We start from the raw sequence: 13427 nt of genomic DNA, 5'->3' as shown, positions 1-13427 counted from the left end.
CGCTTCACCGACAGCCTCCACCACCTCTCGCAAAACGGCGTCACCACCCTCCTCGAACTCGGCCCCGACACCACCCTCACCGCCCTCGCCCGCACGACGCTCGAACACACACAGGCCACCGCCGTCCTCCGCAAGAACACCCCCGAGCCGGAGGCTCTGCGCACAGCCCTCGCCGAGCTCTGGACCCACGGCACCCCCGTCACCTGGCCCACCACCACCGGCCGCCCCCTCGACCTCCCCACGTACCCCTTCGACCACCAGCACTACTGGCTGGACGCCACCCCCGGCACCTCCGCAGTCTCCGTACGTCCGACCCCTTTTGAGGCCGATGGCGTGCAACCCGCCTTCGCCGAACGGATCGACGGCCTGTCCGCGGGCGAACGGCTGGACGCGGCGGAGGAACTGGTTCGCGAGACGATCGCTCTGGTCCTGGGCTTCGCCGACTGCGAGGAGGTGGACGCGTCGACGCCCTTCATCAAGCTGGGCATCGACTCCCTGACGGCCGTCGAACTGCGCAGGCGGCTGGGCGAGTTCACCGGCCTGGCCATCCCCGCCGTGGCGGTCTTCGAGCATCCGACGACCCACGCCCTCGCCGAGTATCTGGTCGAGGCACTGGACGCGGCCCCGACTGTGGTGCACCCGGTCGAACGGGCGACCGCCGCGGACTCCCTCTCTGACCTGTTCGTCCGGGCCTGTGGTCAGGGCGACTTCGCCGAGGCCCACCATCTCGCGCTGCGTCTCGCCGAGTACCGGCGGACGTTCGAGGGGGAGTTGGACGAGGCGCAGTCGCCGGGTGTCGTCAGGCTCGGTCATGGTGACAGGAGGCCGGCTGTGGTGTGCTTCCCGTCTTTCGTGTGGAAGCCGGACTTCCAGCAGTATCTGGCGCTCGCAAGGGAGTTGGGGGACGGGCGGGACATCTCGGTGGCGGGGTTGCCCGGGTTCCGGCCCGGGGAGCCGTTGCCCGCTTCGGCCAAGGCGCTGGCCCGAGCACAGGCCGCGGTGGTGCGCGGGGCTGTTGGGGAGCGGCGGTGCGTACTGCTCGGTCACTCCTCGGGCGGCTATGTCGCCGCGGCGGTGGCGGCCCATCTGGAGGAGACCGGAGAGGCGCCGGCGGGGCTCGTGCTCATCGACACGCCGTGGTGGGAGTCCGGAGACGGGCTCGGGTCGCCGGAGTGGCTGCCGGTGATCAACGAGATGCTGCTGGAGCGCGACACCTCGACGGGCTCCGAGGACGACGGCGCGGGCGATGCCTGGGTCACCGCGCGGGCGAAGTACTTCAGCCTGGACTTCGCCGTCGCTCCACGCGATGTGCCCACCCTGCTGCTGCGCCCGGCCGAGCCGCTGACCGGTTCCGCCGCGGATCCCGGTTGGCGGGCCGTGTGGCGGCCGGGCACCACGGTCGTCGAAGTCCCGGGAAATCACTTCACGATGCTCGAGAGCGCCCATGCCGGGGCTTGTGCCCGTGCGGTGGAGGACTGGCTCGACACCCTCGAGTAGGAATGGGACACGCAGGAGAAAGGGCTCTTCGGTACCGTTTCCTGGTACCGAAGAGCCCTTGATTACTCGGACGTATCGATCAAATGGATTCAGCGACCCGCTTGATTCCGTCAAGGTGGGAGTTGCTTTCCGCGAGCCCGAGTCGTGTGCGGTCCGGGCCGTCGGCGGTGAGGGTGAATTCGATGAGCCGGGAGTTGGTGTCGTCGGGTGCCGCCTCGGTGGGCACCGTCAGCACGCGGTAGGCGAAATACCTGGGGGGCTCGATCCCCTCGATGGTGGCGGAGAACACACCGCCGTTCTTGAAGCGGAACACCATCTTTCCGCCGGGACGCAGGTCCATCTCCGTGTCGGCCTCGCCGAACCACTGGTTCAGGTACTTGTCCTCGGTGAGGACCGCCCACACCTGCTCCACCGGGGCCGAGATGAGCATTTCCCGCGTATCACTCATGTGATTCCTCCCTGTCGGACGACACGTCGCTGCCGCTGCCACGCTACTCAGCCCCGACGTGCCGCGGTAACCCTTACCGGCACCCCTACCCTCCCCTATTCATGCATGGTTGCGGGAATTCACCTCTTCACCGAACCCGGTCCCGGAGTACGGTGTCGGTCGATTCCTCGCCACGGGAAAGGATCGCGTGAACCGATGACCAGTACCCGAAGCGCCGTGGTTTTGGGCGGTGGCATGGCCGGAATTCTCGTCTCCTCGATGCTGGCCCGTCATGTCGGCTCGGTGACCGTGATCGACCGGGACGAGTTTCCCTCGGGACCGCAGCTGCGCAAGGGAGTTCCACAGGCCCGGCACGCACACATTCTCTGGTCCGGTGGCGCCCGGATCGTCGAGGAGCTGCTGCCCGGTACCACGGACCGGCTGCTCGCCGCCGGAGCGCATCGCATCGGAATTCCCGACGGTCAGGTGTCCTTCACCGCGTACGGCTGGCAACACCGGTTCCCCGAGGCCCAGTTCATGATCGCGTGCAGTCGTGCGCTCCTGGACTGGACGGTACGCGAGCAGGCCTTGCGGGACAAACGCATCGCCCTGGTCGAGAAGACAGAGGTTGTCGCGCTGCTCGGAGACGCGGGCCGGGTCACGGGCGTACGCGTGCGGGACGGTGAGTCGGGCGAGGAGCGGCAGCTGCCGGCCGATCTGGTCGTCGACACGACCGGCCGCGGTTCCTCGTTGAAACGGCTGCTGGCCGAGCTGGGAGTGCCGGCGCCCGAGGAGGAGTTCGTCGACTCGGGGATGGTGTACGCCACCCGGATCTTTCGCGCGCCGGAAGCCGCGGTGGTGAACTTCCCGCTGGTCAGCGTGCATGCCGACCATCGGGCGGGCCGGCCCGGGTGCAACGCGGTGCTGATGCCGATCGAGGACGGCCGCTGGATCGTCACGGTCTCCGGGACCCGCGGGGGCGAACCGCCCGCCGACGACGAGGGCTTCGTGAGGTTCGCGCGGGACGGCGTCCGCCATCCGCTGGTGGGCGATCTCATCGCCAAGGCACGGCCGCTGACCTCGGTGGAGCGGTCCCGTTCCACGGTCAACCGACGACTGCACTACGAGCGGTTGCCTTCCTGGCCCGAGGGTCTGGTGGTCCTCGGGGACGCGGTGGCCGCCTTCAACCCGGTCTACGGGCACGGGATGAGCGCGGCGGCTCACAGCGTGCTGGCGCTGGAGAAACAGCTCCGGGAGCAACCCTTCCGGCCGGGCCTGGCACGCGCGGCACAGCGTGCGATCGCCCTGGCCGTGGACGACGCCTGGGTGCTGGCCACCTCGCACGACATCGGCTATCCGGGGTGCCGGACCCGGACCACGGACCCGCGGCTGACCCGCCACGCCGGCGAGCGGCAGCGCGTCACCGACCTCGTGGGTCTCACCGCGACCCGCAACCGCGCGGTCAACCAGGCCGCGGTCGCCCTCAACACCCTCTCGGCGTCCATGGCGAGCATGCAGACTCCCGAGGTCATGGCGGCGCTCCGGCGCGGCCCGGAGACACCGGCGCTCACCGAGCCGCCACTGCACGCCGATGAAGTGGCTCGGCTGGCGTCCGGCGCCGACGTGACGGCCTGAGGGGGGACGGGACATGCCTGCGGAGTCGGTGCGCAAGGATCTGGCCCTGGAGTACTGCCGTCGCGTGAACGCCGGTGAACTGGGCGGCGTGCTGGAGCTGTTCGCACACGATGCGCGGCTCGTCGACCCGCTGGGCAGCGAGCCGGTAACCGGTCGCGAGGCCATCGGCGCCCGGCTGGCCCCAGCGTTGCGCGGCGCCCTTCAGGAGGAGCCGGGCCGCCCGTACGCGGCTCACGACGGCCGTTCCGTCGTGCTCCCGGCGACCGTCACGGTGGGCGCCCCGGGGCTGCCGCCGGAGCGACGGATGCGGACACAGGTGATGGGCATTCTCGACGTGACCGAGGACGGCCTGATCCAGGAGCTGCGCGTCATGTGGGGCAGGTCGGACTCGACGTGGCCCGCCGGCCCCGCATCCGACGAGGAGCGCCGCAAGGAGCTGGCCCGCCAGCACTGTCTGTGCATCAACGACGGTGACGTGGACGGCCTGCTCAAGCTGTACTCGCCCCGCATCCGTTTCGAGGACCCCGTCGGCTCCTGGACCCGGACAGGCCTCGAGGCGCTGCGCGCGCACGCCACGATGGCCGTGGGCAGCAACGTCCATGAGGCGGCCGGGTTCACGGTCGCCGGCCAGGACGGGCGCCACGCGGCCGTCACGGTCTCCGCGACGATGGACTACCTGCCCTCGGGCCCGCTGCTCGCCCGCCACCATCTCATGACCCTGCCGACTCCGGCCGACCCGGACCGGGCCCGTATCGGCATCGAGTACGTGATGGTGATCGGCGTGGACACCGACGGCCTCATCGACGAGATGCGCGCCTACTGGGGAGCGACGGACGTCTCACTGCTCGGCCCGTGACGCTGGGACGCGGTGTGCGTGATAAGTAAGCCGCGACGGCGGTGGCAGGTGTCGTCCGTGGTCGCACAGTCGCCGTGGCCGACATCGATGACGGTGACGGCGGCTCACGGGCGCAGGCGGGAGGACGTTGGCCCGGCACCGGGGGAACCTGGAGCAGCCGGCTCGGTCGGCTGCACAGCCTCGAACTCTCTGACCGCGGAAGGGGCGCCGGTCTGCAGGCCGGCCAGGTTGAACGCCTTTGTCCCTCGACCGGCTGAGCGTGGGCGGTCAAGCCTGACTTCCGCTCGCCTATCTGCTGCGCGCCGACCGCCGCCAACTTTCCGTGGCGGTCGGTGTGTTCACCGTCAAGCACAGCCCCATCTGGCTGCTGCCGCTGATCACCGCGTCCGTCATCGACACGGTCGTCCAGCACCAGCCGATCTCCCGGCTGTGGACGGCCACCGCGGTCATCACGGTGATCCTGCTGGTCAACTACCCCTTGCACGTGCTGTACGTCCGGCTGCTCTACGGCAGCGTCCGCCGCATGCGCACCACCCTGCGCTCCGCGCTGTGCACCCGCATGCAGCAGCTGTCCATCGGCTACCACTCCCGGGTCAGCGCCGGCGTCCTGCAGGCCAAGGTCGTGCGTGACGTCGAGACCGTCGAGCAGATGGTCCAGCAGGCCGCGGAGCAGGGCCTGGGCGCTCTGACCGTGCTGGCCGGCGGACTGGTCATCATCGCCGTCCGCACACCGGAGTTCCTGCCCGTCTTCCTCGTCGTGGTACCCACCGCGACCCTGCTCGTGGCCCGGCTGAGGTCCCGGCTGCGCTCCCACAACGAGCACTTCCGGCACGAGGTCGAGACCCTGTCCTCGCGGGTGACCGAGATGACCCGGCTCATCCCCGTCACCCGCGCCCACGGCCTGGAGGGCAAGGCGCTGCGCCGCATGGACGGCACTCTGCGCCGGCTGCTCACCTCCGGGATGCGCCTGGATCTGGTCAACGGCCGCTTCGGTTCCCTGGCCTGGGTGGTCCTCAACGTCATCGGCGTCGCCGTGCTCACCACTGCGGCGCTCGTGTCGTACTACGGCGTCTGGGGCGTGACACCCGGCGATGTCGTCATGCTCAGCGCCTTCCTGACCACGCTCACCAACTCCACGACCACACTGACGAGCCTGGCCCCCGTCATCACCAAGGGGCTGGAGTCGGTGCGTTCGGTCGGCGAGGTGCTCCAGGCGCCCGAACTGGAGGACAACGAGGGCAGGAAGGAGGTCACCGCCGTCCGCGGCGCGGTCACGTTCGAGCGGGTCGGCTACGCCTACGAAGACGCCGGCCGCCCGGCCGTGGCGGCCCGGCTCTCCGGCGGGCAGCGCCAACGCCTCGCCATCGCACGGGCGTTGATCCGCGACCCCCGCGTCCTCGTGCTCGACGAGGCCACCTCGGCGCTGGACACCCGCTCCGAGGCACTCGTCCAGGAGGCGCTGGCCCGCCTGCTGCGCGCCCGTACCACCTTCGTCGTCGCCCACCGCCTTTCCACCGTGCGCGGCGCCGACCGCATCGTGGTGATGGACGACGGCCGCATTCGCGAGATCGGCACGCACGAGGAACTCCTGCGCCGGGGCGACGCATACACCGCCCTGCACGGCGGGCAGGTGGCCTGACACCCGGCGGTGTCCGGTTGTCATGCCCAGAAGGGGCCCGCCGGGGGCCAGTTGGGCCATGGTGCAAGATCGCCTTGTGAACAACAACAGCAGCAGACGCACCGTTCTCGCTTCCGTGGCCGCCATCGCCGCCGGCCTGCCCACCCTCAATGCGGTGATGGGCAGCGGCGCCACGCCGGCCGCGGCAGCCGACCAGTACGCGTCCAACACCGAGCTGTACACCCGTACCGCGGCCAAGGAGGGAACCGACTGGGTGCGCCGGTTCCGTATCGGGGCGCCGGTACAGGTCACGGACAACGCCCGGAGCACGAGCAGCCCCGTCAGCAGTACGGCGGTGATCGCGCCGCACGGCGGCGGGATCGAGGCGGGTACGAGCGAGCTGTGCATGGCCGTCGCCGGTTACACGCCCTTCGACACCAACACCGACCCGGCGAGCGCGGCGGTGCCCGGAGAGCCGCAGCGGGACTACTGGATGTTCGAGGCCCTGGCCAATTCCACCGCGCAGCACGTCACTTCCACCCACTGCGACGACCCGGCCGCCCTCGCCGTCTGCACCGGCAACCTGTACGCCCTCGCCCTGCACGGCTTCGACGACACGACCGTGAAGAAGATCATCATCGGCGGTCGGGACGAGCGGCTCAAGCGCAACCTCCAGGCGGCCTTCACGAAGTACGGTCTGGCCTCCCCCACGACCAACGCCGACTGGAACGTGACCGTGGTCTTCGCGGGCACCACAGACCCCATCAACGGCGACGACCCGGCCAACATCGTCAATCGCACGCGCACCGGCGCCGGCGCCCAGCTGGAGCTGTCCACGGCGCTGCGCCAGGCGATGTTCGGTGACTTCTCCGGCGCGGCCAAGCGCAGGACGACAGCCGGCGTGCCGAGCGCCGACAACCCCTACGCCGACCACTTCTGGAACGCTTTCGTGAGCGCCGTCCGCGAGGCGATCAAGAACCACGAACTCGGCCTCGACTCCCTCTAGTTGCGCTTCGTCAGGTTCCGGTTCACCAAGTGCGGGCTCGTTCACTCCGTGACGAAGTCGGCCATCATGGCCATGTCCTCGTGCTCGAGGTTGTGGCAGTGCAGCATGAACCGGCCCGGGTAGTCGGTGAAGCGGGTGAGGATCTCCACGGATTCGGCGGGGCGCAGGTCCACGGTGTCCTTCCAGCCCGCGTCGTAGGGGCCGGGTGAACGGCCGTTGCGTGCGGTGACCCGGAAGTGGTTGAGGTGGAGGTGGACGGGGTGGTGGAAGTCGGTGACGAACCGCCACAGTTCGGTGGTGCCGAGCCGGACGGTGGCCAGGGGTCTGCCGGGCTCGTAGGGGCGGCCGTTGATGGCCCAGCCGGTGGATCCGGCCCGCCGCTGGAAGTGGAACGTTCGGATGACCGCTGCCCGCTCCGGCCGCGGCGCGGGTATCGCGGACAGCCGCTCCGGTATGCGTGAGTCGTCGGCCGGTGGCCGGGCGGTGGAGACGTCGAAGCGCATGACGTCCGCCGTGCTGCCGCTGCCCAGCCGGTTCACCAGGCGCACCCGGGTGCCGGGCCGGTAGCGGGAGAAGTCGACGATCACGTCGAAGCGTTCGGCCGGGGCGACGTCCAGGGTGTCGTGCGCGAGCGGCCTTTCCAGCAGGCCGCCGTCGCCGCCGATCTGGACGAGACCCCCGCCGCCCGGTGGTGGGGGGTCGAGTGCCAGACGGTAGCGGCGGGCGTTGGAGGCGTTGAGCAGACGCAGGCGGTAGCGCAGCCGTTGTGTCTCCAGCACCGGCCAGGGTGCCCCGTTGACGAGGAGGACGTCGCCGAGGACGCCGTCCATGTACGGGCCGGTGACACCGGGTGTGTGCTGGGCCGCGTCCAGGGCGGGGTACCGGAAGGACCCGTCGGCGGCGAAGGCCCGGTCGGCGATCATCAAGGGGATGTCCCGCTCACCGCGGGGCAGGGGCAGTGCCTCTTCCTCGTCGTCGTGGACGAGGTGGAAGCCGGCGAGACCGTGCCAGACGTTCGGGCCGGTGAAGCCCATGCGGTGGTCGTGGTACCAGAGGGTGGTGGCCCGTTGCTCCATCGGATACGTGTACGTCCGCTCGACGGCGACGTCGTCCCGTGGACCGGCCACCCCGGACATGCCCGGCATCCCTGCCATGCCGTCGGCGTGGGGGTGCGTGCCGTTGCGCGGCAGGATCAGCGCGGTCGGATAGCCGTCGCTGCCGTAGGGGGTGTGACCGCCGTGCAGATGGACCACGGTCGGGTGCGGCAGTTCGTTGCGGTGCCGTACCACCGTCCTGCGGCCGGAACGGGAGACCAGCGTCGGCCCGGGGAAGGTACCGCCATACGTCCAGGCGGTGGTCTCAAGCCCGGGAAGGATCCGCAGACGCACCGCCTGCTGGACGATTTCGTACACATCCGTCGTGCCGCTGGATCGCATCGGCGCGAGTACCGGCGGGACGGGCAGCGGCACCGCGTACGGCCGTGGCAGGGCTGTCTGGCTGCGCAGCAGCAGCCCTGGCTGACCCGGCGTCAGCGACCCTCCGGCCATGGCCCATCCGCCTGCGGTGAGTGCACTGCCGCCCAGGGCGGCAGCGGCGAGCAGGCGACGTCTGGCGATGCCCCCGGTCATGCGCGCTCCTCAACGGCAACGTTCGGGCCTGCTGCCGGGCGCCAGGCCCAGACGAGCATGAGGAAGGTGCAGGCGATGATCGCCACACCCAGCGGGACGTGAACGGCGAGCACGCGTCCATACCCCATGGCGATCTGTCCGGCCTCCGCGCCGAAGAGCGCGACACCGGCCAGGACCGGCCAGCCCGGCCCCCCGCCGGGCCGCCACAGCAGCACCGCGGCCGCTATCTGGGCCACCGCGGTCAGCCCGGTGGCCGTGGCGTTGAGGGCGTGCAGGTCAAGGGCTCCGTAGTGACCGGACAGAAAGCTGCCGGCCAGCACGGCCTGGCCGAGTGCGAGTGCGGCCTCGCAGGTCACCACGGCCCGGAAGACCGCAAGGGTCCAGGGCCGAACCATCGAATTAGGCATAGTCGGGATAGTGCCACATGAGACTATCCCGGTAAAACCAATCTCGGCCTGCCCTATGCTGGGAGCTGATGAACGCGCCCGACCTTCCTTCCCCCGCGCTCGGCACCGGCCCTGCGCGCATCGGCCCACTGCTCCGTCTCGCCCAACGCCGTGCCGCCCGGACGTTCGCCGAGGCTCTGCGCCCACTCGGCATCGAGGGCCGGCACTACGGCGTCCTGCTCAATCTCGGCATGCACGGGCCGCTCAGCCAGCGACAGCTCATCGATCTCACCGGCAGCGACAAGTCCGCCATGGTGCGCACGGTCGACGACCTGGAGGCTCGCGGCCTGGCCCTGCGGCGGCCCTCCCCCGCCGACCGGCGCGCCTACGCGGTGGAGATGACCGACGAGGGCAGGGCGCTGTTCGCCGACGCCTCACGGATCAGCCACGAGGTGGGCGCCCGGCTCCTCGACCGCATGGAGGAAGACGACCAGGAACTGCTGTGTGTGCTCCTGGAACGCTTCGTCACCGCCACCCCGGAAACCTAGTTGGTCCCTGGCCGTCCCTTTCGCCCTCGCCGCAGTCGTGCCTGATGTGAGAGAGGACGGCAGCGGTGTGAGACTGGGCACGGAAGGGGTGATCCCCGTGTCGGACCCATCGCAGGGGTCCATTGGTCCCGCGACCGCCGTCGACGAGAATCGGCTGGAAGAGCTGATCACCGAGGCGCAGACGGCCCTGCCGTTCGAACTGCCCGATCTGGCGGACCGGTGCGCCTCCGCGCTCGGCCTGGACTCCGCGCTGATCTACCTGGTCGACCTGCAACAACGGCTGCTCATCCCGTTGGGCGAGACCGTGCAGCCGCTGCCGGTGGACCGCTCGCCGGCCGGCTGGGCGTACCGCACCATTTCCCCGCGGGTCGTCAACGCCGACGACGGCGTGACGGTCTGGATGCCTCTGATCGACGGTGCGGAACGGCTGGGCGTGCTGGCGGTGCGGGCCGCCTCGCCCGACGAGGTGTGGATGCGCCGCAGCCGGATGCTGGCCCATCTCTTCGCCATGCTGATCACCTCCAAGCGCGCCTACAGCGACTGGCTCGCCGGCCGCACCCGCACCCTGCCCATGGGGCTGCCCGCCGAGATGCTGCGGGCCTTTCTGCCACCCCACACCGTCGGCAGCCGCAGGTGTGTCTCGACCGCGGTCCTGGAGCCGGCCTACGACATCGCCGGCGACGCCTTCGACCACTCGGTGGTCAAGAACGTGCTGCACACCATGATCCTCGACTCCATGGGTCACGATCTGGCCGCCGGTCTGAGCACGTCGGTCGCCATGGCGGCGGCACGGAACGCGCGCCGCAGCGGCGGCGCCCTGGCCGACGTCGTCGGCGCCGTCGACCAGGCGCTCGCCCAATGGCTGCCCGACCATTTCTGCACCGGCGTGCTGTGCCGGTTCGATGCCGAGACCGGAGTGCTGCGCTGGGTCAATTGCGGCCACCCCCCACCGCTGCTCATCCGTGCCGAGCGGGTGCTCGCCGGGGCGCTGGACAGTCCCCCGCAGCCGCCGATCGGCCTGGCCGGCCCACTCGCCCCGGCAGCCCGGCAGGTCCACGAGACGGTACTGGAACCGGGTGATTGCGTCCTGCTCTACACCGACGGTGTCGTGGAGGCCCGCGACGCGGACGGTGCGGAGTTCGGCCTCGACCGGTTCACCGACTTCATCATCCGCTCCAACGCCGCCGGCCAGCGCCCCGCCGAGGTGCTGCGGCTGCTCATCCACGCCGTCCTCGACCACCAGCGCAACCAGCTGCGGGACGACCTGACGATCCTGCTCTTCGAATGGCGCCCGGTGCCACCGCCGGCCATCTGAACATCGGCACGACCCCGGCAGAACGTGTCCTCACAGGCGTACGACGATGAGGGCGACGTCGTCCCGGCCGCCGCCGGCCACCCCGAGCCGAGCGAGCAGCGTGTCCGCGAGCTCCTCGGCTCCCAGTCGGCGGGATTCGGCGAGGAGGCTGGTCAGGCGGTCCAAGCCGACGTCGATGTCCTCCTCGCGGCGTTCGATGAGCCCGTCGGTGTACAGCACCAGTGTGTCGCCCGGTTTGTAGGGGGTGCTGGCCTGCGCACGGGGCACGTGTTCCGGCCGGGCGCCGAGCGGCGGGTCGGTCGCCTGGTCCAGCAGCTCGACCCGGCCGTCGGTGTGTACCAGCAGCGGGGGCGGATGGCCGGCGCTGCTGTAGCTGATCAGTTTGCTGCGCCGGTCGACCATCGCCTTGACCGCGGTCGTACCGAGGGCATCCTCGATCGAGCGGGCGTACAGGCCCAGCACCTCCAGAGCCTGGGCGGGGCGGGGCGCTCCAGCGCGCGGATGGCCGCCGACAGGGCACTGCGCAGCATGCCCATGACCGCGGCGGCCTGGAGGCCGTGACCGACGACGTCCCCGACGGCCAGGGCGATACGGTCCGGCGGGATGTCGACGATGTCGTACCAGTCGCCGCACACGTTCAGTGAGCCGGTGGCCGGCAGGTAGCGCACCGCGATGTCGTGTGCGTGGTGCGCCAGGTCGGGGGCGTGGAGCAAGGCCTCCTGGAGCGTGACGGCGACCTCCCGTTCCCGGGTGTGGGCGCTGCGCAGTTCCTCGTTCAGGCGTTGCAGTTCCCGCGCCCACGCGTACAGCTCCGCCTCCAGCGAAAGAGCCACATCCAGGCGCTCACCGGCTCCGGCGCCCACGGGACGGGCAGCCTGCCGGTCCCTGACGAACGCGGTGACGTCCTCCACCCGGTGGATGATCCACGCCACCTGCCCGTCGGGACGGGTTGTCCGGGAACGCCTGGAAGACGTGCTGGCCCACCAGGTCCTGCCGGGTCCGCCCGGTGGCCTCCAGGTAGGCACGGTTGACCTCCACGATCACCAGATCAGGGCCCAGGACCAGGTAGGGGCTGGGAATGGCGGCGAACAGGGCCGAGTGATCGACGTGCGCTGTCATGGTGGCCGCACCTCTTCCCGTATCTACCGACGGCCCACCGGCCAACCCCAGGATCTACTCGCCGGACGCGCTCGGCCACCCTCACGTCGCGGAGGAGACCGAAGGCGACTCCAGGCCACCGGTCTGCGGCCACGCGACGGGCTAACCGCGGGCGGTGAAGCGGCGCCGACCGACGACCACCGCAAGGGTCAGCGGAACGGTCGCGGCGGCGGCCAGGCCGAAGATCGCCCCGAACCGCGCGTGGTCGGCCGCTTTGCCGCCGAGCCCGGCGCCGAGGGCACTGCCGACGAACAGCGCGGCGACGTAGCACGAGACCGCCGTTCCGCGCGCCTCGGGCACCACCGATGTCGCCCACGCCTGGAGCGTGGAGTGCAGGAACGCCCACCCCGCGCCCAGCAGCGTGGCCACCAGCGCGTAGGTCCACACGCCGGGCGCCGCGGCCGCGGCTGTGTATCCGACGACCACGAATCCGCCGCCGATCGCGGCCAGGCCGTGCGGCGGGATCCGCCGCGTCAGGGCCTTGACGGCGCGGGTGAACGCCAGCGTTCCCGCGCCGTACAGGGCAGTGATCGCCCCGGCCGCGGCGTCGGACAGGCCACGGTGCTGCAGCGCCGGGGCCACGAAGGTCAGACCGCCCAGCAGCACGGCGCCCTCGACCACGCCGAGCGCGATGACGACGTACGCGAACCGGGCCCGCAGCACAGCCCCGACCTGCCCCGCCAGGCTGCCGACCGGGGCGCGATCCGGCTCGGCGGCGCCGCGCAGCCCGACCGCGGCCGCCGTGGCCACGATCGCCGGACCCGCGAACACCAGCCGCCAGCTCAGCCAGTGCGCGACCACCCCGGCGAACAGGGCGGCCAGGCCGCTGCCGAGCCCGAGCGCCGCCATGAGGTCGGCGAGCACGCCCTGTCGGCGTTCAGGGGCCACCGCATCGCCGACGAAGCTCAGCGACGACGGCACCACCGCGCCGAAGGCAAACCCGGCGAGGATACGCAGCACGGCGAGCGCCGCCAGGTTCGGCGCCACGGCCGAGGCCATGCCTGCGAGCGCGGCGAGGGTCAGCCCTGTGCGGACCACGCGCAGCCGCCCGATCCGGTCGGACAGCACGCCCCAGACCGGCTGCGACAGACCGTAGGCGAGGGCGTAGCCGCCGGCCAGGGCCACCGTGGCGGTCAGCGGAACGCGCAGGGCAGCGGCGACAGTCACCAGGACCGGGCCGAGGGCGAACCGGTCGAAGTTGGCGGTGAAGGCGGCAACGGTGAGCGGGAGCGGCACCCGGGTCTCCGAGAAAGCACCCGGCACGGCCGATTGACTGAGTGTCATGTACTCATCGTCGGCCCGCCGCGGGCTCCTCCCGGCCTCCAAGCGCTCAGCGATCATCCTGGGAGCGGA

Annotated in this window: 11 protein-coding genes and 1 pseudogene; 7 read left to right on the top strand and 5 right to left on the bottom strand. The window is 70.9% G+C overall.

Going from position 1 to position 13427, the window contains the following annotated elements; genetic code table 11:
* Positions 1-1497: alpha/beta fold hydrolase (locus tag ACH47Z_RS07060; RefSeq protein WP_399071342.1), on the top strand; the 1497-nt coding region annotated here is incomplete at its 5' end.
* A gap of 79 nt (positions 1498-1576) precedes the next feature.
* Here ACH47Z_RS07060 and ACH47Z_RS07055 read toward each other — a convergent pair.
* Positions 1577-1945 carry an SRPBCC domain-containing protein gene (locus tag ACH47Z_RS07055; protein ID WP_399071339.1) on the bottom strand — a complete coding sequence of 123 codons (369 nt, stop codon included), beginning with the start codon at positions 1943-1945 and terminating at the stop codon, positions 1577-1579.
* Between the two features lie 195 nt (positions 1946-2140).
* On the opposite strand from ACH47Z_RS07055, the gene ACH47Z_RS07050 reads away from it, so the two are divergent.
* From ACH47Z_RS07050 to ACH47Z_RS07035, 4 genes are all read left to right on the top strand, one after another.
* The gene (locus ACH47Z_RS07050) at positions 2141-3559 is read left to right on the top strand and encodes an NAD(P)/FAD-dependent oxidoreductase (protein WP_399071336.1); all 1419 of its coding nucleotides are present in this window, start codon (positions 2141-2143) and stop codon (positions 3557-3559) included.
* Between the two features lie 13 nt (positions 3560-3572).
* The gene (locus ACH47Z_RS07045; protein ID WP_399071334.1) at positions 3573-4415 is read left to right on the top strand and encodes a nuclear transport factor 2 family protein; all 843 of its coding nucleotides are present in this window, start codon (positions 3573-3575) and stop codon (positions 4413-4415) included.
* 292 nt (positions 4416-4707) lie between these two features.
* Entirely contained in the window at positions 4708-6054 is a 1347-nt protein-coding gene (locus ACH47Z_RS07040) for an ABC transporter ATP-binding protein (RefSeq protein WP_399071399.1), read from the top strand.
* Between the two features lie 76 nt (positions 6055-6130).
* Positions 6131-7039, top strand: a complete 909-nt coding sequence (locus tag ACH47Z_RS07035; protein ID WP_399071332.1) for a poly-gamma-glutamate hydrolase family protein — start codon at positions 6131-6133, stop codon at positions 7037-7039.
* Positions 7040-7080: 41 nt separating this feature from the next.
* Here ACH47Z_RS07035 and ACH47Z_RS07030 read toward each other — a convergent pair whose 3' ends face one another.
* Positions 7081-8667: a multicopper oxidase family protein gene (locus ACH47Z_RS07030; protein WP_399071330.1), complete on the bottom strand. Its 1587-nt coding sequence runs from the start codon at positions 8665-8667 to the stop codon at positions 7081-7083.
* Positions 8664-9074, bottom strand: a complete 411-nt coding sequence (locus tag ACH47Z_RS07025) for a hypothetical protein (protein ID WP_399071328.1) — start codon at positions 9072-9074, stop codon at positions 8664-8666. Before ACH47Z_RS07025 ends, ACH47Z_RS07030 begins: the two co-directional genes overlap by 4 nt.
* A 68-nt stretch (positions 9075-9142) precedes the next feature.
* Between ACH47Z_RS07025 and ACH47Z_RS07020 the strand changes: the two genes are divergently transcribed.
* Together ACH47Z_RS07020 and ACH47Z_RS07015 are read left to right on the top strand one after the other, a co-directional pair.
* Positions 9143-9601, top strand: coding sequence for a MarR family winged helix-turn-helix transcriptional regulator (locus tag ACH47Z_RS07020; RefSeq protein WP_399071327.1), 459 nt, complete (start codon positions 9143-9145; stop codon positions 9599-9601).
* 97 nt (positions 9602-9698) lie between these two features.
* Positions 9699-10916, top strand: coding sequence for a PP2C family protein-serine/threonine phosphatase (locus ACH47Z_RS07015; RefSeq protein WP_399071325.1), 1218 nt, complete (start codon positions 9699-9701; stop codon positions 10914-10916).
* 30 nt (positions 10917-10946) lie between these two features.
* On the opposite strand, the pseudogene ACH47Z_RS07010 reads toward ACH47Z_RS07015, so the two are convergent.
* Together ACH47Z_RS07010 and ACH47Z_RS07005 are read right to left on the bottom strand one after the other, a co-directional pair.
* Positions 10947-12035 (bottom strand): annotated as a pseudogene (locus tag ACH47Z_RS07010) (PP2C family protein-serine/threonine phosphatase).
* A 141-nt stretch (positions 12036-12176) separates the two neighbouring features.
* Positions 12177-13358: an MFS transporter gene (locus ACH47Z_RS07005; protein WP_399071323.1), complete on the bottom strand. Its 1182-nt coding sequence runs from the start codon at positions 13356-13358 to the stop codon at positions 12177-12179.
* Positions 13359-13427 lie beyond the last annotated feature (69 nt).

Origin of the sequence: Streptomyces sp. NPDC020192, assembly GCF_044388685.1 — a bacterium.
GTDB lineage: Bacteria > Actinomycetota > Actinomycetes > Streptomycetales > Streptomycetaceae > Streptomyces.
This window is presented reverse-complemented; position numbering and strand designations above follow the sequence as displayed.

What these genes read in the sequence shown, in the direction of transcription:
- ACH47Z_RS07055 (WP_399071339.1), bottom strand. Translation starts at nt 1,945, where the DNA reads ATGAGTGATACGCGGGAAATGCTCATCTCGGCCCCGGTGGAGCAGGTG.
- ACH47Z_RS07050 (WP_399071336.1), top strand. Translation starts at nt 2,141, where the DNA reads ATGACCAGTACCCGAAGCGCCGTGGTTTTGGGCGGTGGCATGGCCGGA.
- ACH47Z_RS07045 (WP_399071334.1), top strand. Translation starts at nt 3,573, where the DNA reads ATGCCTGCGGAGTCGGTGCGCAAGGATCTGGCCCTGGAGTACTGCCGT.
- ACH47Z_RS07030 (WP_399071330.1), bottom strand. Translation starts at nt 8,667, where the DNA reads ATGACCGGGGGCATCGCCAGACGTCGCCTGCTCGCCGCTGCCGCCCTG.
- ACH47Z_RS07025 (WP_399071328.1), bottom strand. Translation starts at nt 9,074, where the DNA reads ATGCCTAATTCGATGGTTCGGCCCTGGACCCTTGCGGTCTTCCGGGCC.
- ACH47Z_RS07020 (WP_399071327.1), top strand. Translation starts at nt 9,143, where the DNA reads ATGAACGCGCCCGACCTTCCTTCCCCCGCGCTCGGCACCGGCCCTGCG.
- ACH47Z_RS07005 (WP_399071323.1), bottom strand. Translation starts at nt 13,358, where the DNA reads ATGACACTCAGTCAATCGGCCGTGCCGGGTGCTTTCTCGGAGACCCGG.